Raw genomic sequence first — 21,369 nt, forward strand, 5'->3', positions numbered from 1 at the left:
CTAGGCCGTCACTTTGAGCAAGGGGGCGTCCTCGATCAGGCCGGAGCGCATCGAGACCTGGCGCGAGCAGCGCGCCGCAAGAGACGGATCATGGGTGACCAGCACCAGCGTCATGCCGCGCTCGGCCGCCTTGGCGAACAGGAGATCGGCGACCTGCCGCCCCGTCGCCTGGTCGAGATTGCCGGTCGGCTCGTCGGCGATGAGGATGCGCGGCGACGGCGCCAGGGCCCGGGCAATCGCCACGCGCTGCTGTTCGCCGCCCGAAAGTTCGCCGGGATAATGGGTGACGCGGTCGCTGAGGCCAACCGCCGCCAGTTCCCGCTCCGCCACCGAAAACGGATCGGCGTGGCCCGCCAGCTCGAGCGGCACGGCGACATTTTCGAGCGCCGTCATGTTGGGAATGAGGTGAAAAGACTGAAACACGATGCCGATGTTCCGGCCACGAAACGAAGCAATCTGGTCCTCGCTTTTGCCGTTGAGCAGTTCGCCGGCGATCCGTACCGTGCCCGAATCGATCCGCTCCAGGCCTGCCAGCACCATCAGCAAGGTCGACTTGCCGGAGCCCGACGGGCCGACGATGCCGGTCGCTTCGCCGCGCGCCACTTCGAGGCTGATGCCCTTCAGCACATGGACGGAGGAAGCGCCTTCACCGAGCCTCAGGGATACGTCTTTCAACTCGATGACGGCTTCTGTCAAAATGAAAGCGTCCTATATGGGAGGAAGGGCTCTGCTTGCCGGAAGCCGTCGCCGAAAGAATTCGTTTGCTCATATGGGGCCTGCCGCATGTCTTTCAAACGCCGCATTGCCGCAGGCCTGATCGTTTTCCTCGCCATTTTCGGCGCCATTTCGTCGGCGCGCGCCGAGCCTTTCAAGATCGTCGGCTTCGGTGACAGCCTGATGGCGGGTTTCGGCCTCGGACCCGACGAGGGGTTTACCGACAAATTGCAGGCAGCCCTTCGTGCCAAGGGCCATGATGTGGCTGTCGCCAATGCCGGCGTTTCGGGCGACACCACCAGCGGCGGCCTGGCGCGGCTCGACTGGTCGGTGCCCGACGGCACGCGGCTGGTCATCCTCGAACTTGGCGCCAACGACATGCTGCGCGGCGTCGCGCCCGACATCACCAGGAAGAACCTCGACGAGATGCTGGCCAAGTTGAAGGAGCGCAAGATCGCGGTGCTGCTGGCCGGCATGCGCGCCGCGCCCAATCTCGGCGCCGACTATCAGAACGCCTTCGACGCCATTTTCCCGGGCCTTGCGAAGAAATACGACATCGACCCTTTATCCATTCTTCCTCGACGGCGTCGCCGGAGAGCCCGGCATGCAGCTCGAGGATGGCTTGCATCCGAGCGTCAAAGGCATCGACCGGATGGTCGAGCGCATCCTGCCGACGGTCGAGAAGGCCATCGCGGCTGCCCCGAAAGCTTCGTAAGGACCGAACCGGAACAACTTCCGCTGCGGAAGCTTAGTTAAGGACCTGCGACCAACAAACCACTTGCTCCATTTGATTATCGATGATTCGCTACGGGTGACAGTTTCGATTCGAGGAAGGGAGGCTTTTCATGCCGCGTCTTTTCACCGCCCTCGAAATTCCGCGTGATGCCGCCCTTTCGCTGTCCCTTTTGAGGGGTGGCCTGCCAGGGGCGCGCTGGATCGATGTCGAAAACTATCATCTGACGCTGCGTTTCATCGGCGATGTCGAGGGCCATGTCGCCGACGAGATCGCCAACGCGCTCGACCGCGTCCACCGCCCGTCCTTCTCGCTGACCCTGACCGGCGTCGGTGCTTTCGGCCAGAAAAAGCCGCATGCGGTGTGGGCCGGCGTGTCGGCTTCGCCCGATCTGGCGGCACTTCAGGGGGAAATCGATCGCATCTGCCAGCGGCTCGGCATCCCCGCCGATCCGCGCAAATTCATGCCGCATGTCACCCTTGCAAGGCTGCGCAATTCGAGCCCGCTGGACGTTGCTCAATATCTGTCGGCGCGCGGCAATTTCTCGACCCTGCCGTTCCGCATCGGCCGCTTCGTCTTGATGTCGTCGCGCGATTCGGTCGGCGGAGGACCCTATATCGTCGAGGAAGCCTGGCCGCTGTCGAGCACCGACGCCCGCCCTGCCAGCCGGGTCGCCAGCGCCTCCGACGCCTCGCGGATCATGCGGTAGACCTCGGCGAAAGCCTGCTGACCGTCGTAATAGGGATCCGGCACGTCGCGCGGTTTTCCCTGCGCGAAGTCCAGGAACAGGTGTATGCGCTCGCGCATCACCGCCGGCGCCAGCGCCTTCAGGTCGCGAACATTTGACCGGTCCATGCCCAGGATCAGGTCGAAGCGGTGAAAATCCTGCGACGTGATCCGGCGTGCCCGCTGCGCGGAAATGTCGATGCCGTGATGCACGGCAATCGCCATCGAGCGCGGATCGGGAGCGGAGCCGACCTCCCAGCCGCTTGTGGCGGCCGAATCGAGCAGGATGTCCCGGCCAAGCCCGCGCTCCGCCCAGACCGCGCGAAACACGCCCTCGGCCAGTGGCGAACGGCAGATATTGCCGAGGCAAACGAACAGAATGGATTTTATCGGCTTCGCGCTCATCGATCCGGAATTTCGTTGCGCATGTCGTTATCCCAAAACCGCGACATGCATTATGGTGACGACTTCAATCGAGATAGCATGGGAAAAGAACATGGCGAGAGAGAAACTGGACAGGCAAGCCGCCGAAGCAGCGCTGACCGGGCTCGATAGTTGGGCGCTGGCCGCAGATGCAGGATCTATCAGCCGCACCTTCACCTTCAAGAATTTCTCCGAGGCCTTCGCCTTCATGACCCGCGTCGCGCTTGCCGCGGAAAAGATGGACCACCACCCCGAATGGTCGAACGTCTACAAGACGGTCGAGGTCACGCTCAACACCCATGATGCCGGCGGCCTGACGGCACTCGACATCGAGTTGGCGAAGAAGATGAACCGCTTTGCCGGCGGCTGAACATTACCTTTTCATGCCCGCAACCGGGCGCGGATCGCCAAATCGGCACCGGCATCTTGCAGCGGGGTTCGGCTTTCACCACATTTTCGCTCGCGAAGCATGCGCTGGGATGCGTATGAGGCCCGCGAGGAGTGATTGATGGCGCAAGAATCCGGTTTTGATTTCTTCGGCTTTGGCGACAAGCTCGCGGGCGAGGGCGAAGTGCGCGAGAAATTCTGGCGCACGGCCAAGAAGGCAGCGCGGCAGATTCCGTTCATGGAAGACGTCGTCGCCGCCTATTACTGCGCCATGGACAAGAACACGCCGCTGCGCGCCAAGGGCATATTGGTGGCGGCGCTCGGCTATTTCGTGCTGCCGGTCGACCTGATCCCCGACTTCATCTTCGGGCTCGGCTTCACCGACGACATTGCCGTGCTGACCGCCGCGATCACCGCCGTCAGCGCCCACATCACGCCGGCGCATCGACAGGCCGCCAGGGATGCCATCGCCGACAAGGGCTGAGCGTCCCGATGTCCGCCAGGCCTCTGGATACAGGCGTTCGGAGGCCCGGCAAAAAAGTCAAACTCTTGCCGCTTTCGTGGCCTCCAAGTCGCCGAAGGGACGTCGCGCCAGCCGCTGACAAGGCGGCGGCGCGAAAATGGCGGCGGTTTCCTAGGGTGAGTGTCCTTTTCTCAGAGAAGTTCACCGTTTGGTAACCCAGATTAAATCAAAATGAAGCGACGGCAGGACGCCATGCGGCCCGCCTCCGCACCATTTGGAATACGGGAAAAACGATGCGCGGATTGATTGCACTAGTCTCGGGTCTGGCCTTGGTGGCCTTTGCAGCGCCGGCGCTGGCGCAGCAGGCGACCAAGATCGGCCAGCACAATGCCTGGGGCACCTACAGCTACCAGGCGTCGGGCGGCAAGGTCTGCTATGTGCTGACCGTGCCGACCGACAAGCAGCCGCCGACGCTCGATCATGGCGACATGTTCTTCTTCGTCAGCCAGCGCCCTGGCCAACAGGTCTCCTACGAGCCGCAGTTCATCGCCGGCTACAATTTCCAGGAAGGCTCCAAGGCCACCGTCACCATCGACAAGAAGTCCTTCTCGATGTTCACGCGCGGCAAGTCGGCCTGGGTCGAGAACGCTGCCGAGGAGCCAGTCCTGATCGCCGCCATGAAGACCGGCACCGACATGAAGGTTTCGGCGAAGTCCGGCCGCGGCAACCCGACCTCCTATGTCTTCTCGTTGAAGGGCATCTCGGCGGCGCTGTCGTCGATCGCCAAGTGCAAATAGGCACGAACCATATTTGAACCGAAGGCCGGGCCGCAAAGCCCGGCCTTTTTTGTTTTTTTCGGACCCCGCGGCTCAGTCCTGCGGGGCCGGCGCGGCTTCCGCCCGCCGCCGCCGGATCGCCTCGGCGATGAACACGCGCGACAGCGCGTGATAGAGCGGCTCGTGCGAGATCATGCGCGCCGTGCCGTAGCCCAGCATGGAGGCCAGCATCAGCGCGATGACATTATCGTGATTGCCGGTCATCTCCAGGATGATCACGAAAGCCGTCATCGGCGCCTGCACGACGCCAGCGAAATAACCGGCCATGCCGAGCAGCGCCGCCGCACCGGTGCTGGCGCCGAGGACGAGGCCGAGCGAACTGCCGATGCCGGCGCCGACCGCCAGCGATGGTGCGAAGATGCCTCCGGGAATGCCCGAGNTGCCCGAGACCATCGACAGCAGCCCGGCCAGGAATTTTTCGGCGAAGAAGAACCAGGGCAGCGGCGTGCCCTCGACGGCGCCGCGCGCCTGCACATAGCCGGTGCCGAAGGTCAGCCCGCCCGAGGCGATGCCGATCGCCGCCACGGCAAGCCCGCAGACGGCGGCCACCAGCAAGGCGCGCTGCAGGGGCTGCCCGGTGTGCCAGCGCCGGATCCGCCGCGTTATCTTCAGCGCCAGCAGCGAGAACAGCGCGCCGAAGCCGCCGCCGATGACGCCGCAGNCCGCCGATGACGCCGCAGGCGATCACCAGCGGCCAGTCGGCGGCAAACGCGATCGTCTCCTTCGAGACGCCGAAATAGGTGTAGTTGCCGAGCAGGCCGAGCGAGGCGATGCCGGCCAGGATCACCGCCGTCAGCACCAGCCCATTGGTGCGCGCCTCATAGGTGCGCCCCATTTCCTCGATGGCGAAAACGATGCCGGCCAGCGGCGTGTTGAAGGCGGCGGCGATGCCGGCCGCCGAGCCGGCCAGGATCAGGCCGCGCGCCTGCGCCATGCCGCCCCAGCGTGCCGCCTGCAGCATCAGCGAGGCGCCGACCTGCACAGTTGGCCCCTCGCGGCCGATCGAAGCGCCGCAGAACAGGCCGACGATGGTGAGCGCGATCTTGCCCGCCACCAGCTTGAGCGAGAGGATGTGGCTGCGGTCGTCGTCGTCGCGCAGGTGCCGGGCGGCGATCGCCTGCGGAATGCCGCTGCCTTGCGAACCGGGGAAGAAGCTGTGGGCCAGCCAGGCGCACAGCACGAAGCCCAGCGGCGTGAGGATGAGCGGCAGATAGAAACGCCAGCCGTCCTCGCGGCCCGTTATCAGATGGAATAATTCCTGCGCCCTGTCGGCCAGCACCGCGAACAGGACGCTGATCACGCCGATGCCGACGGCGCCGGCCCAGAACACCAGCCGCGGCTGCCAGACGCGCCGCGAGCCCCACATGGCGCGCGAGCGCCGCAACAGGGGATATTTTCGCGATTGGCCGGCCATGTCTGTCCTCGGATGGAGGCTCAGCCCTAGCACACACATGACGCCGATCAAGCCCGCCGGATCAGGTCGCCGTCTCACCAGCAGGGCTCCCGCCGGCGCCTGCGCCGACGGGAGAAGTCGCGACGGATTCAGACCTCACATGGCCATTTTTTCACACTCGGCCTGGGCCTTCTTGGTCGACGTATCGATCATGTAGGCTTTGCCCTTGGCGTCGGTCATCATCATCATGCAATGCTTGATCGGCTTTGCCATCTTCATCATCTCGGCACCCATCTTCGCATCCGGCATCATGGTGCCCATGTGCCCGTCCGGCATGATCGCCGTCACCTCCCCGCCTTTCATCATGGTCATTTTGCCCATCGCGTCTTCGGCAAGTGCCTGCGAGGCGAAAAGGCCGACGAGCCCTGCAAGGACGGCGATCTTGATCGAGTTCATTGTGCATACTCCCATTTGTCGAGGGCATGGTTGCCCCTTTCAGACTTCGAAGCCAGCACGGGAATTGTTACGCCAACACGACAATGTGATCGGTCCCAGCGCACCGGAAGCGGCCGCAAAGCCGGCGTAGCGGGCGTTGTCGTGCGTCAAACCGGGTGGTCCGTGAATGCTCGGTTCAGCCCCATGGGTTCGTCCGTCGACCAGAACCTTCACGATCGAGACGCCGCCGGCACCAAGGTGTTGTGTGCCATCCGGCATGACTCCGCCCTCAACCTGTGCTATGCGCCGCGCTTCATATCAGGCCGATGTCTGAACATTGGCCGCAAACCGCTTATATCTGTGAAACCATGACCCTTTCATTCGACCTCACCGCTGAAGGCGCCCGTGACGCGTTGCGCGCCCGCGCCCCGTCGGCCGAAAAACCGTCGCTGATCGGCCTCACCCGGGCCGAGCTCGGCGAGGCGCTGGTCGCTTCGGGCATCGTGCCGGAACGCCAGGCAAAAATGCGCGCCCAGCAGCTCTGGCACTGGATGTATGTGCGCGGCGTTTCCGACTTCGCCGGCATGTTCAACATCTCCAAGGACCTGCGCGCCGAACTGGACAAGCATTTCACCGTGGCGCGGCCCGAAATCGTCGAGGAGCAGATTTCCGCCGACGGCACCCGCAAATGGCTGTTCCGCTTCCCGCCGCGCGGCGCCGGCCGGCCGGTCGAGATCGAGACCGTCTACATCCCCGAGGAAGGCCGTGGCACGCTTTGCATCTCCTCGCAGGTTGGGTGCACGCTGACCTGCTCGTTTTGCCACACCGGTACGCAGAAGCTTGTCCGCAACCTGACTGCCGAGGAAATCCTGGCGCAATTGCTCACCGCCCGCGACCGGCTCGGCGATTTTCCCGACCGCGATACGCCCGACGGCGCCATCGTGCCGGCCGAGGGCCGCAAAGTGTCCAACATCGTCATGATGGGCATGGGCGAGCCGCTCTACAATTTCGACGCGGTCAAGAAGGCGCTGCTGATCGCCTCCGACGGCGACGGGCTTTCCTTGTCGAAAAGACGCATCACACTGTCGACCTCCGGCGTCGTGCCCGAGATCTTCCGCACCGGCGAGGAGATCGGCGTCATGCTGGCGATCTCGCTGCACGCCACCAATGACGATCTGCGCGACCTCCTGGTGCCGATCAACAAGAAGTATCCGCTGAAGGAACTGATCGCCGCCTGCCGCGCCTATCCCGGCCTGTCGAACGCCAGGCGCATCACCTTCGAATATGTGATGCTGAAGGACGTCAACGATTCCATCGAGGACGCCAAGGGCCTGATCAAGCTGCTCAAGGGCATTCCTGCCAAGATCAACCTGATCCCGTTCAATCCATGGCCGGGCACCAATTACCAGTGCTCGGACTGGGAGACGATCGAGAAATTCGCCGACTACATAAACAATGCCGGCTATGCCTCGCCGATCCGCACGCCGCGCGGCCGCGACATCCTTGCCGCTTGCGGCCAGCTAAAGTCGGAATCGGAGCGCATGCGCAAGGTCGACCGGCTGGCGCTGGAAGCCATGATGATCGCGGGGCACGGCGAGGCGTGAACCGTCTCGTCGCCGGGCTCAAGCGTTTCGCCATCATAGCGGTCGGTTATGTCGCCGCCGTGCTGACCTCCATCCTGGTGCCAGTCCTGCTGATTACGCTTCTGGAAGGGATCGAATACGGCAACTGGTCCCTGGTTTTCACCTTCGACTGGCTGGGGTCCTTTCCGCTCGCCGTGTTGACCGTGGCGGTCTGCGCGCTGCTGGTCGTCGGTCCTGCCATCGTTCTCGCCGAATGGCGATCGCTTCAGGGATGGTTCTACTTCGCGGCCACGGGTGCGATCACGTCCATCGCCTTTGGTGTTTTGGTCCCGGGCTCGGCGGGAGGATTTGTTTTCAATCCTGGCTTCCTCGGTTTCCTGGCCACCGCCGGCACCGCTGCCGGTTGGGTCTACTGGCTTCTGGCTGGGCGTGGGTCCGGTCAGCTCAAGCAGCGAGATCCGTGATGGGCCGCTTGGTCACCTACATCGTGCGCCTTGCCGTCATCCTGTTCGGCTATGCCGTCGCCTCGCTGGCGGCGAGCGCTTTTCTCAACGTCCTGTTCCTGGCATCGCTCGGCTACACGCCGGAACAGGCGCATCCGGCGGCGACGGCTTCGCTGTATTTCTCGATTCCCTTCGTCGCCCTGTTCGTCGCCTATTTCGCTTTCATGCCGGCGGCGGTCGTCGTCCTGGTTGCCGAAATCCTCGGCCGGCGCGACTGGCTGTTCTATGCGCTGGCGGGCGCCGTTGTCGCGGCCGTGTTCCTCGGCATTGTCGACCACATCGGTGACACCACCTTCGCGGTGACCGGCACCAGCGCCATCATGGCGGTGATCGGCAGCGGCATGGTCGGCGGCATCTTCTACTGGCTCGCCGCCGGGCGCTGGGCTGGAAGCTGGTGGCAAACGGCCACGCGAAGCTTTCAGGCGCCTGATCTCGATCGGCGCTCTTGACCCCGACCGCTTGCTTTCGCATGACTAGGCCATGCCAAAAATGCCGCAGCAGGGCGCAAGGTCGCCACTCCCACCGCTTGTTACACCTCTTGCGGCACAGCGACTGAAGCCGGTCTTTGTCGACAGGTGGAGCGACAAGGCTCGCATCCGAACGCTCGTGCCGTCCGAGGTCACGCCTGAGATCGCGGAATGGCTGACCGATCCGGCTGTCATGGAAGGGCTGAACGCGCCGGAGAAAGCCATGGGTCTCGACGCTTTCCGCGCCTATGTCGCGAGCTTCGACAATCTGAAGCGAAACCTGATGGCGATCCTGCGACGGCCCGATGACGTGCCGCTAGGCCTGGCCGTGATGGAGGTCGACCTGAGGCACCGCCTCGGCTCGCTCCATCTGATCATCGGCGATCCGGACAACCGCGGCCGCAACATGGCATTCGAGGCGTCCGTCGTATTGCTCCGGCATTTCTTTCGCGAGCGCAAGCTGGAGAAGGTTACATTCCAGCCACTGGCGCGAAATCAAGCGGCCATCGCCGTCTGCGAACGATCCGGCTTGCGGCTCGAAGGCACCTTGCGGTCGCACCGCATCGATGGCCGCACCGGCAAACGCATCGACCAGATGCTCTATGCGCTGACGCTCGAAGAGTATGAAGAGCGTACAAAGATGGCCGAGGCGGCCGGATTGACCCGACTCTTCGCCGGACCCGGTCTTCCCGCCTAGCTTACCCTTAGAAGCGATACGCTATACCGAATTTCACCGTGTCGAGAGACGGCCGGAAACTCGCGCCGGCCGTACCGCCCGGCCCCGGCTCGATCTCGTCGAATATGTAGTGGAGATATTCCGCCTTCAGCGACCACTTGTCAGCCAGCGCATATTCGGTGCCGAGACCGAACACGCCACCGAACTTCACGCCGGAGAAGTCCGAGGTCGACGCCGAGGAAAACGGAGGAAACGGAACGAAGACGTTTGAATAGGATGTCGCCTGAAAATGCCCAGCCGCCACGCCACCGGTCACATAAGCCAGCAAACCGTCCGTCACCGCATAGCCGGCGCGGCCGCGCGCGGTCGCAACCCAGTCGACGTCGTAGGTGTAGGTCTCGCCCTTGCCTAGAAGGTCAAGCTGGCCGAATTCCGTGTCGTGCATGCCGATGAAATCGAAATCACCGACTACGCCATAGACGAATTGTCCGCTTTGCCAGTCATGCCCGGCGTAGATGCCGCCGAGATAACCATCCTTGTGGTAAGTGTCGTCGAAGCTGGCCGCGTCGGCACTGAAGCGGACCGAAGAGCCGGCATAGCCGCCCTCGACACCGATATAAGTCCCCGACCAGTTGTAAGCCGCGTCCTGCGCGCTGGCCTCGCAGACCAGCCCAATCAAGGCGACAGATGCCAAAAGTATGCTTTTCATCGATTTCCCCAAGTGCCCTAGCGGTTCTTAGGCGAGCGCAACGGAGCCTACAATTGCAACAATGCAACAGCGCCGGTAAATTTGCGGTAACGGGAANTTCTTAGGCGAGCGCAACGGAGCCTACAATTGCAACAATGCAACAGCGCCGGTAAATTTGCGGTAACGGGAAAGCCTATTTCGCGTGCGCCGTCAGGATCTTGAGCGCGAAGGCGGAGAACACGCCGGCGAAGAGATAGTCGACCACCCGCGTGACCCGCGGGCTGGCTTTCATCGCCGCCGAGAACTTTTCCGCCGCCAGCACCATCGGCGCCGTCACCGGGACCGACAGCACGATGAACATGAGCCCAAGGAAAAACAGCTTTCCTGGCGCGTTCGGGTCGTGCGCGGAGACGAATTGCGGCAGGAAGGTCATGAAGAACAGGATGATCTTCGGATTGAGCAGGTTGACGCCGAGCCCCGCCGCCCAGCTGCGCAACAGCGAGATCCGCGGGCCCGTCTTCTTTTCCGGCGAGAAGGCCGAGCCCTTGGCGATCGCCTGCCAGGCCAGGAAGACGAGATAGCCGGCGCCGAAGATCTTCAGCACGAAGAAGGCCATCGGCGAGGCGACGATCAGCGCCGAGATGCCGACCACCACCAGCGTGGTGTGGACCAGCGTGCCACACAGCGCGCCGGCCATCGAGGCAAAGCCGGTGGCCCGCCCCTGGCTCAGCGTGCGCGAGACGAACAGCGTCATGTCGGGCCCAGGCGTGATCGCCAGGATCACGGTGGCGATGGCGAACTGGATCAGCGTGGTGGTGTCTGGAATGAAGGACATGGAAGGCTCCGGGAGAACCTGGGGCCTATACAAGACGCGTCGCGCCGGCGCCAGATGGCTAATTAGTGCATCTCCGGCGGGCACCCTCGAGCGGCAAGGGCCTTTTCTTTTAGGTGGCCGGACGCTTCGGAGCTTCCTCACGTGCATCGATCAGGCTGACGATCCATTCCACATCGCGAAGAGTTTCAGAGACGTCAGCCGCCACGCGCTGGATCAGCAGTCTGGCGCCGCGCATGCTTGCTCGCTTTGCCGTTCCTGCTAAAAGGCGCTCCGACAATGCGTGACGCCCAAGTGTCCGCCATCGACGGAGCAGAAATGTCCAAGACCAAAGACGTCAAGAAGGTCGTGCTCGCCTATTCCGGCGGCCTCGACACATCCATCATCCTGAAATGGCTGCAGACCGAGCTCGGCGCGGAGGTCGTTACCTTCACCGCCGATCTCGGCCAGGGCGGCGAACTGGAGCCGGCGCGCAAGAAAGCCGAGATGATGGGCATCAAGGACATCCGCGTCGTCGACGTGCGCGAGGAATTCGTGTCCGACTTCGTCTTTCCGATGTTCCGCGCCAACACCGTCTATGAAGGCACCTACCTGCTCGGCACCTCGATCGCGCGTCCGCTGATCTCCAAGCATCTCGTCGAGATCGCCAGGGAGACCGGCGCCGATGCGATCGCGCATGGCGCCACCGGCAAGGGCAACGACCAGGTGCGCTTCGAGCTTTCGGCTTACGCGCTGAACCCCGACATCAAGGTCATCGCGCCGTGGCGCGACTGGTCGTTCAAGTCGCGCACCGACCTGATCAATTTCGCCGAGCAGCACCAGATCCCGGTGGCCAAGGACAAGAGGGGCGAGGCACCGTTCTCGGTCGACGCCAACCTCTTGCACTCCTCCTCCGAGGGCAAGGTGCTGGAGGACCCTTGGGTGGAGCCGCCGGAATTCGTCCACCAGCGCACCGTTTCGCCGATGGATGCGCCCGACAAGGTCACCGAGATCGAGATCGAGTTCCTGAAGGGCGATCCGATCGCGCTCAACGGCAAGAAGCTGTCGCCGGCGACCATGCTGGCGGCACTCAACGATCTCGGCCGCGACAACGGCATCGGCCGGCTCGACCTGGTCGAGAACCGCTTCGTCGGCATGAAATCGCGCGGCGTCTATGAGACGCCCGGCGGCGCCATTCTCATCGCCGCGCACCGCGCCATCGAATCGATCACGCTCGACCGGGGTGCTGCCCACCTCAAGGACGAGTTCATGCCGCGCTACGCCGAACTCATCTACAATGGCTTCTGGTTCGCGCCCGAGCGCCTGATGCTGCAAGCGATGATCGACAAGAGCCAGGAAGACGTCGAAGGCACGGTGCGGCTGAAGCTCTACAAGGGCAACGTCATGGTCACCGGCCGCAAGTCGAGGAAGACGCTCTATTCCGACGCGCTGGTCACCTTCGAGGACGACCGCGGCGCCTACGACCAGAAGGACGCCGCCGGCTTCATCCGCCTCAATGCGCTCAGACTGCGCACGCTGGCCGCACGCAACCGCAAGGGCTGATATCCGGACAACGGCCTGGCGCTTTGCCAACTACGCCTAAGAAACCCGACGGAGACGTCGGGTTTTTATTTGCCGCCTCTAATATAAACAAAATCAAGCCGCCTGGACTCGGTTCCTGTTTGACCTTTTGGCGGTATCATCTAAGTTCACTTGCGGGTTTAGGGGGGTTGACAGTGAAGAATAGTATTTCTCTTCTGCTTGGCTTGATCGTCGTCTTGACGGTGTGCCAGTCCTCACAGGCAGGCGCCAAGCGTGACCCGAAGGCGGAGATGAACGAATGCGTCGCCTCCGCTCGCACACGGGACCTTACGTTCAAGCATGACATGGCTTTGTTCATGGGCGTCTCGCAAGAGCGCATGCCCGCCCTGTTTTGCCAGCGCATTGCCGATGGGATACGCAGCGGCCGCATCAGCTATTCCGACATAAACAGGCTTCAGCTCGACCAGCCGACCGAAATCTGGATGGTCCTCAAGGGCAAAGCAAAGGCGGCTGCGCCCGCGCAAGCCCAGGCGCCGCGGTCACCCAACTTCCGTAACTGCAGCGGCATTGACGGCGCCTTCCAGGTTCCCGCCTCCCAAAAATGCCCTTCGAGCGGCTACGCGCAGAATTCCGGAGTCCCGACGGTCATCGAGGGCAAGCGAAGGACGGTTGCCCCGCCGCCGCAAAACCCTAGATTCCGTAACTGCAGCGGTATTGACGGCACCTTCCAGGTTCCCGCCTCCCAAAAATGCCCGTTGAGCGGCTACGCGCATTATTGAGGGTGATGTGCCTAGGCGCTCGGCCATTCCTGGAAACTGTTTCCTGCCGGCGGTGGCTATCCTGGCGAATTTGGCTGTTGCCAAAGCCGGCGACTATGATCCCGCCTCGCTCGACCTCGCCGCACTCCTCGAATGCCGGGCAGACGTGCCGAACTACAACAGCTTTGCCCTGTGGCTGGCCGGCGAGCGTAGGGCGGCGGATACGCTTGGCTGGAAAGAGGTTGCATCGGGCAATCCCTTCCTGCGGCAGTATCAATTGCCTGCTCCGGTCCATGTCTTCGGACGCGAGACGGTGACAATCGCCTTTACCGCAACCGGACCGATGGCCGTGCTTGACGGCATCGCCGCAGCGGATCTCGCCCGCCAGCTCAACGTCCCGGCGGCGGTCTCGACCCCGGACAAATTCCTGGGCGAGAAGGTCGTGGCCGAAAGCACCGAGGACAGCGGCGGCGTGAGACTTGCCACGCGCATCACGCTCAACGTCTCGACCGTCGAGTCCCATCCCGGCAAGGCGCTGGCTGGCTGCTCCTATGCGCTCGACGTGAAGTAGCCCCCAGACGCTGAAGCCGTGTTTGCCGCTCCCATCAACAAAAAAGCCCGGCACATGTGAACTGACCCCCGAAAGTTGGACACAACCTTCGGGGGTCAGTTCACATGGCCGGGCTTTTGCCGAATAGAGATTTCTATCAGTCGGCGTCGATCGCCGTGGCGATTTGGGCGATGGCCTGTTGATAGACGCTCGCGGAATTCCAGCCGGCAATCGCGCCCATATTCGCGTTTGCGCCCGCGCCGGCACGCCAGCCGTGGCCTTTGAGGAAGTTGGCGGTGGAAGCCAGCGCCGTGGCCTTGTCACGCAGGTTCCCGCTGCCGACCGCATACTTCAGGACATTTCCAGGCAGGAACTGCGTGTGGCCGACCTCGCCATGCATGGCGCCGACCGACGAGGCGCTCAGCGCTCCGCGATCGACCAGCTTCAAGGCCGCAATGGCATGCGGGTGGAAATAGTCCGGGCGGCGGCAATCATAGGCCAGCGTCAAAATGGCGGAGACCGTGTTCTGGTTGCCCATGGAGGCACCGAAGCCGGTTTCCATACCCCAGATGGCGAGCAACACGCCCGGCGACACGCCGTAGTTCCGCTCGATCTGGTTGAACAGCGCGGCGTTCGACTTCTTCAGCGCACGGCCCTTGGAAATGATCGCGGCCCCGCCACGGCGTTTCATGAAGGCTTCCACCGAGCCGCTGAAAGCCTTGTGGATTGCACGGTCGGCGGAGATCGTCCTGGTTGCGTAGGTGGCGCCGGCCAGGGCGGCCAGACCCTTCGAGCCGACACCTTCGGCCTTGGCATCCGCGGCAAAATCCTGTTTCCAGGCCTCGAAGCCGGCACCGGTCTTGCCGCAGCTGGATGCTGCCTGCGCGCCCGTTGCCAGCGCAAGTACCGCCACTACGGTGGCCGCTAAAATCCTACCCTTGGCAAGAAATGCCATGTTGTTCTCCTGGTTGCCTGATTCACGTCCCGCGCGAATTTGCCAGCGAAACATGCTCTTGTCACTGTCCCAGACGCGCCCTTTGTCGCTGTCTCGGACGTGCTCTTGTCACCGTCTCTACTGCAATGCTGGCGAATGCCGTGGAATTTGCCTACGATCAAGTGATTATTGTGGCGGGCGCGGCCGAAACCCCGCCGATCCTTCCACCATGTTGCTGAATGGTGTCACGGTCGGGAACGACGCCTGATGATCGGCGTTTGAACGACGTCCTTCCCCTGATCCGACGATTGAGACCGACATGAAACTTTTCGACTGCCCGCATTGCGGCCACCGTCTCTACTTCGAGAACGCCCGGTGCCTAAATTGCGGGAGTCTCGTGCTCTATGATCCCGCCCATGCCCGATTTGCCTTGTCGGGCGCCGACGGCGCCTTCCAGTGCACCAACGCCGACGAGTGCGCCTGCAACTGGATGACCGAACCCGGACAGGCTTTTTGCCGTGCCTGCGTGCTGAACCAGCTGATCCCCGATCTCTCGGTCGACGGCAATCGCCGCCGCTGGATCCGGGTCGAGGCGGCCAAGAAGCGCGCCATCTATTCGCTGCTCGCCTTCGGCCTGCCGGTCGCGCCCAAGCAGGCCCCCACCGACGAGATAGGCCTCGCCTTCGACTTCCTCGCCGATCCGATCGGCGGCGGCCCCGGCGGCGAACGGATCCTTACCGGCCACGACAATGGCCTGATCACGCTCAATGTCGCGGAGGCCGATTCCGCCGAGCGCGAGAAGCGCCGCGTCGAGATGGGTGAGAATTATCGCACGCTGCTCGGCCATTTCCGCCATGAGCTCGGCCATTATTACTGGGACCGCCTGATCCGCGACGATCCGCAAAGGCTGGACGCCTTCCGCGCTTTGTTCGGCGATGAACGCGCCGATTACGAACAGGCGCTGAAGACCTACTATGCCAACGGCGCGCCTCCCGACTGGCAGCAGAACCACATCTCGGCCTATGCCACCTCGCATCCGTGGGAGGACTGGGCCGAAACCTGGGCCCACCATCTGCACATCACCGACACCCTGGAGATGGTCCATGCGCTGAACTTCCCGCTCGGCCGGCTCGAGACAGTGGAAGCCAACGATCTGCCGCGAGGCGACACCGGCGGCGAACTGCAGGCAGCACCTTCGGAACCCGCAAACACGCCCGAGCCCTTCGACAAGATCCTTGCCCGCTGGCTGGTGCTGTCGGAAGCCTCCAACTCGATCAACCGCTGCATGGGCCTGCCTGACCTCTACCCCTTCGTCATTTCGGACGTCACGGCGCGGAAACTCACCTTCGTTCACGACCTTCTGACCGGTTTGCCGAAAGAACCGGGAACAAATCGTGAGTTGATGCAGGCGTTTTAGCCGGAACGCATGCGCCGCTGCGCCGTTTTCACCGCCGAGGGACCATGAAAACGGAGAGAAATCATGAAATCCGTATTGTTTCCCGCGGTCGCCGGGATGTTGACCGTGATGTCGGGTTCAGCACTTGCCGATACCGCCGTCTCGGCGGTCACCGATCTCAACGTTCGCGCCGGCCCCGGGCCGCAATATCCGGTCATCGGCGTGCTCGCCGCCGGCCAGTCGGCAACGCTCAATGGCTGCATCGAAAACAGCAAATGGTGCACCATCGCCGAAGCCGGCGGCCAGGGCTGGGTCTATTCCGACTATGTCACGGCCGATTTCGGCGGCAGCCGGGTGGTGCTGACGCAGCGCCCGCACGGCTCCAGCGTCGCCGTCGTCTCGCCGCCGGAAGACATCGGCGACTACTCGACCGATTATACCGGAGCGATCGTCGCCGGCGAGCCGGTCGATGCCATCCCGCGGCCACCGGCCGAAGTCAGGACCTATGTCAGTACACACCGTCTCGACCCCGTCTATCTGGATGGCGAGGTAGTGACCGGGGCAACCTTGCCCGACACCGTCGAACTGCGCGAAATCCCGGACTATAACTACCGCTATGTCTATGTGAACGGCCAGCCGACGCTGGTCGATCCGCAGACGCGACGCATCATGTACGTGGTGCGCTGAGGCCAGCCGGCCGTCGCCGAAGCGGCTGGCAGTGATATCCGGATACTTACCCACCCAGGCACGCCCGCCTGGGTGCCACCGGTTTTGACTGTGAATTATTTTTTCACATACGGGTTGACGCATCAAAGATGTGAACTATAGTTCACGGGTGATCGAGGTCCGCCAAACCACCGACTTTCGTGATTGGCTCACCGGCATGAGGGACAAGCGGGCCGTCGAGAAGATCGCGATCCGCGTCGCCCGCATCCAGTCCGGCCTCATGGGAGACGTGAAGTACTTCGATGGCATCGGCGAACTTCGGCTGGATGTTGGGCCGGGATACCGGCTCTATTTCGTCAGACGGGGCAACGAAGTCATCATCCTGCTTTGCGGCGGCGACAAGTCCAGCCAAGGTCGCGACATAAAAATGGCCATCCAGATGGCCAAGGAGTTATGATCATGGCAATCGAAACCGTTCCCTTTGATCCCGCCGAGCATCTTGGCAGCGCCGAAGGTCAGGCCGAACTGCTGGCCGACGCCTTTGCGTCCGGCAACCCCAGCTATATAGCGAACGCGCTCGGCATCGTTGCCCGCGCGCGCGGCATGACTGCCGTTGCAAAGGAAGCAGGCGTCACTCGTGAAGCTCTCTACAAAGCACTGAGGCCCGACGGTGACCCGCGCCTTTCGACGCTGCTGGGGGTCACGAAGGCGCTCGGGGTGAAGATCACAGCCGAGCCGGCAAGCTGACCCACTTCGCAGGGCGGTCGTCCGGCAGATGGCTCGCGCACGCCTTGCCAACTCGCCCTTGTCTTGACTCTTCGGCCGATTTCCTGTCTACACCCCTCGAATTCCGCGACGAGTATCCCTCCGAGCAAGCCGACCAGGACGCCGAAGCCTCTTTAGGCCAAGTGCTGTAAACAGATCCTGGAGGCCAACATCCGGCAGCGCTGAGCGCCCCCGGGTGCTTTTTGGTTTTGGGCTTTGCTTTTGCTTGGACAGTTGGCGCGAACGCATTACCTCTCGGATCGAACTCGAACCGAGATTGAAGGACGATCGATGTTTGAATCGCTACAGGAGCGCACAAGAGGCGTGGAGGGCCATCGGCCCGACAGGGATTACTATGAATCCAAGGCGCTCTCGCGCGGCGAGTTGACCAATGTTTGAGTCCCTGCAGGAGCGTCTTGGCTCCATCCTGAACGGCCTGACCGGCCGCGGCGCGCTGTCGGAGGCTGATGTCTCGGCAGCACTTCGCGAGGTGCGCCGTGCGCTGCTCGAGGCCGACGTGGCGCTCGAAGTGGTGCGCACCTTCACCGACAAGGTGCGCGAGAAGGCCGTCGGCGCCGCCGTGCTGAAGTCGATCAAGCCCGGCCAGATGGTCGTCAAGATCGTCCATGACGAGCTGGTCGACATGCTGGGCGCCGAAGGCGTGGCCATCGACCTCAATGCGCCGGCGCCCGTCGTCGTCATGATGGTCGGCCTGCAGGGCTCCGGCAAGACGACCACTTCGGCCAAGATCGCCAAGCGGCTGACCGAGCGCCAGAACAAGAAAGTCCTGATGGCCTCGCTCGACACGCGGCGGCCCGCGGCGCAGGAGCAGTTGCGTCAGCTCGGCGAGCAGGTCAAGGTGGCGACGCTGCCGGTCATTGCCGGCCAGAACCCCGTCGACATCGCCAAGCGCGCCGTCCAGGCGGCCAAGCTCGGCGGCCATGACGTTGTCATCCTCGACACCGCCGGCCGCACCCATATAGACGAGCCGTTGATGGTCGAGATGGCCGACATCAAGAAGGTGTCGAGCCCGCACGAGATCCTGCTGGTCGCGGATTCGCTGACCGGCCAGGACGCCGTCAACCTGGCGAAAAGCTTCGACGAACGCGTCGGCATCACCGGCCTTGTGCTGACCCGCATGGACGGCGACGGCCGCGGCGGCGCCGCACTTTCGATGCGCGCCGTCACCGGCAAGCCGATCAAGCTGATCGGTACCGGCGAAAAGATGGACGGGCTGGAGGAATTCCACCCCAAGCGCATCGCCGACCGCATCCTCGGCATGGGCGACATCGTCAGCCTGGTCGAGAAGGCCGCCGAGAACATCGACGCCGAGCAGGCGGCGGCGATGGCCAAAAAGATGCAGTCGGGCAAGTTCGACCTGAACGATCTCGCCCAGCAGCTTCAGCAGATGTCGAAGATGGGTGGCATGGGCGGCATCATGGGCATGATGCCGGGCATGGGCAAGATGAAGGACCAGATGGCCGCCGCCGGCCTCGACGACAAGATGTTCGGCCGCCAGCTCGCCATCATCTCCTCGATGACCAAGGCCGAGCGCGCCAATCCCGATATGCTCAAGCACTCGCGCAAGAAGCGCATTGCCGCCGGCTCCGGCACCGATGCGGCCGAGATCAACAAGCTCCTCAAGATGCATCGCGGCATGGCCGACATGATGAAGGCGATGGGCGGCAAGGGCAAAGGCGGCGGCCTGATGCGCGGCATGATGGGTGGCCTTGCTTCCAAGATGGGCCTTGGCGGCATGATGCCCGGCGGCCCCGGGGGGATGATGGGCGGCATGCCCGACCTTTCCAAGATGGACCCCAAGCAGCTTGAAGCCTTGCAGAAGCAGGCGCAGGCCGCGGGCCTTGGCGGCATGAAGGGCCTTCCCGGCGGTCTTCCTGGCGGTAGTGGCCTGCCCGGCCTGCCCGGCGGCATGAAGCTTCCGGGGCTTCCGGGCCTCGGCGGCGGCGGGCTGCCCGGCCTCGGCAAGAAGAAGTGAGGGCGCTATGAACGAAGAAAAAGACATGGCCGACGCACGCACCATCCTGGCCGGCTACCGCGCCTCGATCGACAACATCGATGCCGCCCTGATCCACATGCTGGCCGAGCGCTTCCGCTGTACCAAGGCGGTCGGCGTGCTGAAGGCCGAGCATGGCTTGCCGCCGGCCGATCCGGCGCGCGAGCAGCAGCAGATCGCCCGTCTTCGCCAGCTGGCGCATGACGCACATCTCGACCCCGATTTCGCGGAGAAATTCCTCAACTTCGTCGTCCGCGAAGTGATCCGACACCACGAACAGATCGCCGCTTCGAGCAGCGGCGGGACAAAAAATCCGCTGCCAACGGCGTGACGAAAACCGGCTGAGAAATCTCAGTTGAAATCCAATCAAACGAAATCAGAGCTTTTAGGAGAAAAGAAATGGCACTGAAGATCAGACTGGCCCGTGCGGGCTCGAAGAAGCGTCCTTACTACCACGTCGTCGTCGCCGACGCCCGTTCGCCACGCGACGGCCGGTTCATCGAGTCGCTCGGCTCGTGGAACCCGCTGCTGCCCAAGGACGGCGAGCGCGTCAAGGTCGACGCCGACCGCGTCAAGCATTGGCTGTCGCATGGCGCCCAGCCGACCGACCGCGTGCTGCGCTTCCTCGACGAGGCCGGCCTCGCCAAGCGCGATGCCCGCTCCAACCCGAAGAAGGCCGAGCCGGGCAAGAAGGCGCAGGAGCGCGCCGCCCTGCTGAAGAAGGCGCAGGAAGACGCCGCTGCCGCCGTCGCGGCCGCTGCCGCCGCTCCGGCCGAAGCGGAAGCCGCCACCGCCGAGTAAAATATTGCTTCATCGCATCAACGAAACGGCGGGCCTGTGCCCGCCGTTTTGATCTCAGCCCGGAGGCGATCAATAGCCGCTCGGGCAGCGGTCGACATAGACCCGACCATAGCGGTCACGGTATCGGCACTGGCCGCTTTCGCTGGCATGGCCGATCAGCGCGCCGGCCACGGCACCGACCGCGCCGCCGACAACCGCGCCCTGCACCGGATCGCCCGCAACCGCGGCACCGACCGCGGCACCGCCAAGGCCACCCACGGCAGCGCCTTTTTCCGTCTGCGAACATGCGCCGAGCGCCGTCGCCAACACCAGAATGGTCAAGATTTTCGTCATCTTTTCGTTCCTCTCACACGCGGATCGCCGTCTCGCCGCCGTGTCCTTAACTCTCAGACGGCTAATTTGATCCCGAGGAGAACAAAGATCGCGACGCCGCCTGCTCGAACAAGCGGTAGGGTGCCGTGCCGGTCATGCCTCGGTTTTGTGCTCCAGATGGCGAGGCCGACCTCGAAATCCCTGCCGATCAGCGAAATTGGCTATTGGCGAAGGCAGAAGCGACATCCGGGATGCTGTCTCTCCAGCTTCACATCGCGACTATCGGCATTCACCGCTCGCGGCTATGGATGCATCCGGTGAGGAACAAATGACCGGCGAAACCGATCTGAGGACATTGCTGGCATCGATGACGCCGGAATTGCTGGATGGCATCTATGTCTTCGCCACGCTGGCGCCTGGAATTCCCCAGCCGGAAGGCCTCGAACCGCTCATGATATTCCGCGAGCGCGAGGGCACGACGCTGATCGTGACCGAGGCGGCGGCCCATGCCGCCGGGCTGGCCGCCTCGTTCCGCTGCCGGATGATCACGCTGAACATCCACTCATCGCTGGAAGCAGTCGGCTTCCTCGCCGCCATCACCACGCGACTGGCAACCGCCGGCATGGGCGTCAATCCGGTCTCGGCCTTCTACCACGATCACCTGTTCGTGCCGGCGGAGCGGGCCGAGGAGGCAATGGAGCTGCTGATGGAATTGGCAAAGGAGAACAGAGTTTAGCGCGGCGGCCAAAGCTGCCGATCTCCCCCCTCGTGGGGGAGATGCCCGGTAGGGCAG

27 protein-coding genes and 2 pseudogenes are annotated in these 21,369 nt (G+C 63.3%); 20 read left to right on the forward strand and 9 right to left on the reverse strand.

Annotation, left to right across the window (positions count from 1 at the left end):
* Window positions 1–696, reverse strand: a complete 696-nt coding sequence (locus X741_RS147500; protein ID WP_023768408.1) for an ABC transporter ATP-binding protein — start codon at window positions 694–696, stop codon at window positions 1–3.
* 87 nt (window positions 697–783) lie between these two features.
* Between X741_RS147500 and X741_RS01000000166950 the strand changes: the two are divergent.
* Both X741_RS01000000166950 and thpR read left to right on the forward strand, forming a co-directional pair.
* Window positions 784–1,429: pseudogene (locus tag X741_RS01000000166950) on the forward strand (arylesterase).
* Window positions 1,430–1,559: 130 nt separating this feature from the next.
* Window positions 1,560–2,156 (forward strand): RNA 2',3'-cyclic phosphodiesterase, encoded by a 597-nt coding sequence (gene thpR / locus X741_RS147495; protein ID WP_013892219.1) that lies wholly within the window; start codon window positions 1,560–1,562, stop codon window positions 2,154–2,156.
* Here the strand turns inward: thpR and X741_RS1000000168775 are convergent.
* Window positions 2,060–2,578 carry a low molecular weight protein-tyrosine-phosphatase gene (locus X741_RS1000000168775; RefSeq protein WP_084018731.1) on the reverse strand — a complete coding sequence of 173 codons (519 nt, stop codon included), beginning with the start codon at window positions 2,576–2,578 and terminating at the stop codon, window positions 2,060–2,062. The two genes, thpR and X741_RS1000000168775, sit on opposite strands and share 97 nt — an antisense overlap.
* Window positions 2,579–2,669: 91 nt before the next feature.
* Between X741_RS1000000168775 and X741_RS147490 the strand changes: the two genes are divergently transcribed.
* From X741_RS147490 to X741_RS147480, 3 genes are all read left to right on the forward strand, one after another.
* On the forward strand, window positions 2,670–2,966 hold the full coding sequence (locus tag X741_RS147490) for a 4a-hydroxytetrahydrobiopterin dehydratase (protein WP_023778918.1): 297 nt from the start codon (window positions 2,670–2,672) through the stop codon (window positions 2,964–2,966).
* Between the two features lie 138 nt (window positions 2,967–3,104).
* Window positions 3,105–3,467: a YkvA family protein gene (locus X741_RS147485; RefSeq protein ID WP_023778919.1), complete on the forward strand. Its 363-nt coding sequence runs from the start codon at window positions 3,105–3,107 to the stop codon at window positions 3,465–3,467.
* 272 nt (window positions 3,468–3,739) lie between these two features.
* Complete coding sequence (locus X741_RS147480; RefSeq protein WP_023778920.1) at window positions 3,740–4,243, forward strand: invasion associated locus B family protein; 504 nt, start codon at window positions 3,740–3,742, stop codon at window positions 4,241–4,243.
* Between the two features lie 72 nt (window positions 4,244–4,315).
* On the opposite strand, the pseudogene X741_RS01000000166955 reads toward X741_RS147480, so the two are convergent.
* Window positions 4,316–5,696: pseudogene (locus tag X741_RS01000000166955) on the reverse strand (chloride channel protein).
* Between the two features lie 135 nt (window positions 5,697–5,831).
* On the reverse strand, window positions 5,832–6,131 hold the full coding sequence (locus tag X741_RS147475; RefSeq protein WP_023768401.1) for a hypothetical protein: 300 nt from the start codon (window positions 6,129–6,131) through the stop codon (window positions 5,832–5,834).
* 347 nt (window positions 6,132–6,478) lie between these two features.
* Here X741_RS147475 and rlmN point away from each other — a divergent pair, with 347 nt between their 5' ends.
* The 4 genes from rlmN (at window position 6,479) to X741_RS147455 (ending at window position 9,360) form a co-directional block, all read left to right on the forward strand.
* Window positions 6,479–7,714, forward strand: coding sequence for a 23S rRNA (adenine(2503)-C(2))-methyltransferase RlmN (gene rlmN, locus X741_RS147470; RefSeq protein WP_023778921.1), 1,236 nt, complete (start codon window positions 6,479–6,481; stop codon window positions 7,712–7,714).
* Complete coding sequence (locus tag X741_RS147465; protein WP_023768399.1) at window positions 7,711–8,157, forward strand: hypothetical protein; 447 nt, start codon at window positions 7,711–7,713, stop codon at window positions 8,155–8,157. Before rlmN ends, X741_RS147465 begins: the two co-directional genes overlap by 4 nt.
* The gene (locus X741_RS147460; RefSeq protein ID WP_023778922.1) at window positions 8,157–8,645 is read left to right on the forward strand and encodes a hypothetical protein; all 489 of its coding nucleotides are present in this window, start codon (window positions 8,157–8,159) and stop codon (window positions 8,643–8,645) included. The genes X741_RS147465 and X741_RS147460 overlap by 1 nt, the downstream gene beginning before the upstream one ends.
* A gap of 157 nt (window positions 8,646–8,802) precedes the next feature.
* Window positions 8,803–9,360, forward strand: a complete 558-nt coding sequence (locus X741_RS147455; protein ID WP_031250227.1) for a GNAT family protein — start codon at window positions 8,803–8,805, stop codon at window positions 9,358–9,360.
* Between the two features lie 7 nt (window positions 9,361–9,367).
* Here the strand turns inward: X741_RS147455 and X741_RS1000000167615 are convergent, their stop codons facing one another.
* The 3 genes from X741_RS1000000167615 to X741_RS1000000171515 all read right to left on the reverse strand — a co-directional run bounded on the left by X741_RS1000000167615 (window position 9,368) and on the right by X741_RS1000000171515 (window position 11,097).
* Window positions 9,368–10,048, reverse strand: coding sequence for an outer membrane protein (locus X741_RS1000000167615; RefSeq protein ID WP_051410479.1), 681 nt, complete (start codon window positions 10,046–10,048; stop codon window positions 9,368–9,370).
* A gap of 172 nt (window positions 10,049–10,220) precedes the next feature.
* Entirely contained in the window at window positions 10,221–10,862 is a 642-nt protein-coding gene (locus tag X741_RS147450) for a LysE family translocator (RefSeq protein ID WP_023778925.1), read from the reverse strand.
* Between the two features lie 109 nt (window positions 10,863–10,971).
* Complete coding sequence (locus X741_RS1000000171515) at window positions 10,972–11,097, reverse strand: hypothetical protein (RefSeq protein WP_023778926.1); 126 nt, start codon at window positions 11,095–11,097, stop codon at window positions 10,972–10,974.
* Between the two features lie 80 nt (window positions 11,098–11,177).
* On the opposite strand from X741_RS1000000171515, the gene X741_RS147445 reads away from it, so the two are divergent.
* From X741_RS147445 to X741_RS147440, 3 genes are all read left to right on the forward strand, one after another.
* Window positions 11,178–12,401, forward strand: coding sequence for an argininosuccinate synthase (locus X741_RS147445; protein WP_023778927.1), 1,224 nt, complete (start codon window positions 11,178–11,180; stop codon window positions 12,399–12,401).
* Window positions 12,402–12,574: 173 nt separating this feature from the next.
* On the forward strand, window positions 12,575–13,159 hold the full coding sequence (locus X741_RS0135355; protein ID WP_023778928.1) for a hypothetical protein: 585 nt from the start codon (window positions 12,575–12,577) through the stop codon (window positions 13,157–13,159).
* Window positions 13,160–13,229: 70 nt separating this feature from the next.
* Window positions 13,230–13,709 (forward strand): hypothetical protein, encoded by a 480-nt coding sequence (locus tag X741_RS147440; RefSeq protein ID WP_348625690.1) that lies wholly within the window; start codon window positions 13,230–13,232, stop codon window positions 13,707–13,709.
* 136 nt (window positions 13,710–13,845) lie between these two features.
* On the opposite strand, the gene X741_RS147435 is transcribed toward X741_RS147440, so the two are convergent.
* The gene (locus X741_RS147435) at window positions 13,846–14,643 is read right to left on the reverse strand and encodes a lytic transglycosylase domain-containing protein (protein WP_023778930.1); all 798 of its coding nucleotides are present in this window, start codon (window positions 14,641–14,643) and stop codon (window positions 13,846–13,848) included.
* A 298-nt stretch (window positions 14,644–14,941) separates the two neighbouring features.
* Here X741_RS147435 and X741_RS147430 point away from each other — a divergent pair, with 298 nt between their 5' ends.
* The 7 genes from X741_RS147430 to rpsP all read left to right on the forward strand — a co-directional run bounded on the left by X741_RS147430 (window position 14,942) and on the right by rpsP (window position 20,264).
* On the forward strand, window positions 14,942–16,039 hold the full coding sequence (locus tag X741_RS147430) for a putative zinc-binding metallopeptidase (RefSeq protein ID WP_023778931.1): 1,098 nt from the start codon (window positions 14,942–14,944) through the stop codon (window positions 16,037–16,039).
* A 63-nt stretch (window positions 16,040–16,102) separates the two neighbouring features.
* Window positions 16,103–16,705, forward strand: a complete 603-nt coding sequence (locus X741_RS147425) for a DUF1236 domain-containing protein (protein WP_023768387.1) — start codon at window positions 16,103–16,105, stop codon at window positions 16,703–16,705.
* A 148-nt stretch (window positions 16,706–16,853) separates the two neighbouring features.
* A complete protein-coding gene (locus X741_RS147420) occupies window positions 16,854–17,141 on the forward strand; it encodes a type II toxin-antitoxin system RelE/ParE family toxin (RefSeq protein WP_023778932.1) in 288 nt (95 codons plus the stop codon).
* A gap of 2 nt (window positions 17,142–17,143) precedes the next feature.
* Window positions 17,144–17,431 carry an addiction module antidote protein gene (locus tag X741_RS147415; RefSeq protein ID WP_023778933.1) on the forward strand — a complete coding sequence of 96 codons (288 nt, stop codon included), beginning with the start codon at window positions 17,144–17,146 and terminating at the stop codon, window positions 17,429–17,431.
* Window positions 17,432–17,840: 409 nt separating this feature from the next.
* Complete coding sequence (gene ffh, locus X741_RS147410; protein WP_023768384.1) at window positions 17,841–19,445, forward strand: signal recognition particle protein; 1,605 nt, start codon at window positions 17,841–17,843, stop codon at window positions 19,443–19,445.
* A gap of 7 nt (window positions 19,446–19,452) precedes the next feature.
* Complete coding sequence (locus X741_RS147405) at window positions 19,453–19,794, forward strand: chorismate mutase (protein WP_023768383.1); 342 nt, start codon at window positions 19,453–19,455, stop codon at window positions 19,792–19,794.
* 68 nt (window positions 19,795–19,862) lie between these two features.
* A complete protein-coding gene (gene rpsP, locus X741_RS147400; protein WP_010912392.1) occupies window positions 19,863–20,264 on the forward strand; it encodes a 30S ribosomal protein S16 in 402 nt (133 codons plus the stop codon).
* A gap of 69 nt (window positions 20,265–20,333) precedes the next feature.
* Here the strand turns inward: rpsP and X741_RS147395 are convergent, their stop codons facing one another.
* The gene (locus X741_RS147395) at window positions 20,334–20,597 is read right to left on the reverse strand and encodes a YMGG-like glycine zipper-containing protein (protein ID WP_023768381.1); all 264 of its coding nucleotides are present in this window, start codon (window positions 20,595–20,597) and stop codon (window positions 20,334–20,336) included.
* A 307-nt stretch (window positions 20,598–20,904) separates the two neighbouring features.
* Here X741_RS147395 and X741_RS147390 point away from each other — a divergent pair, with 307 nt between their 5' ends.
* Window positions 20,905–21,312 (forward strand): ACT domain-containing protein, encoded by a 408-nt coding sequence (locus X741_RS147390; RefSeq protein ID WP_023778934.1) that lies wholly within the window; start codon window positions 20,905–20,907, stop codon window positions 21,310–21,312.
* Window positions 21,313–21,369: the final 57 nt, after the last annotated feature.

Origin of the sequence: Mesorhizobium sp. LNHC221B00 (genome assembly GCF_000502935.1) — a bacterium.
In the GTDB taxonomy this organism is placed as follows: Bacteria; Pseudomonadota; Alphaproteobacteria; order Rhizobiales; family Rhizobiaceae; genus Mesorhizobium; species Mesorhizobium opportunistum.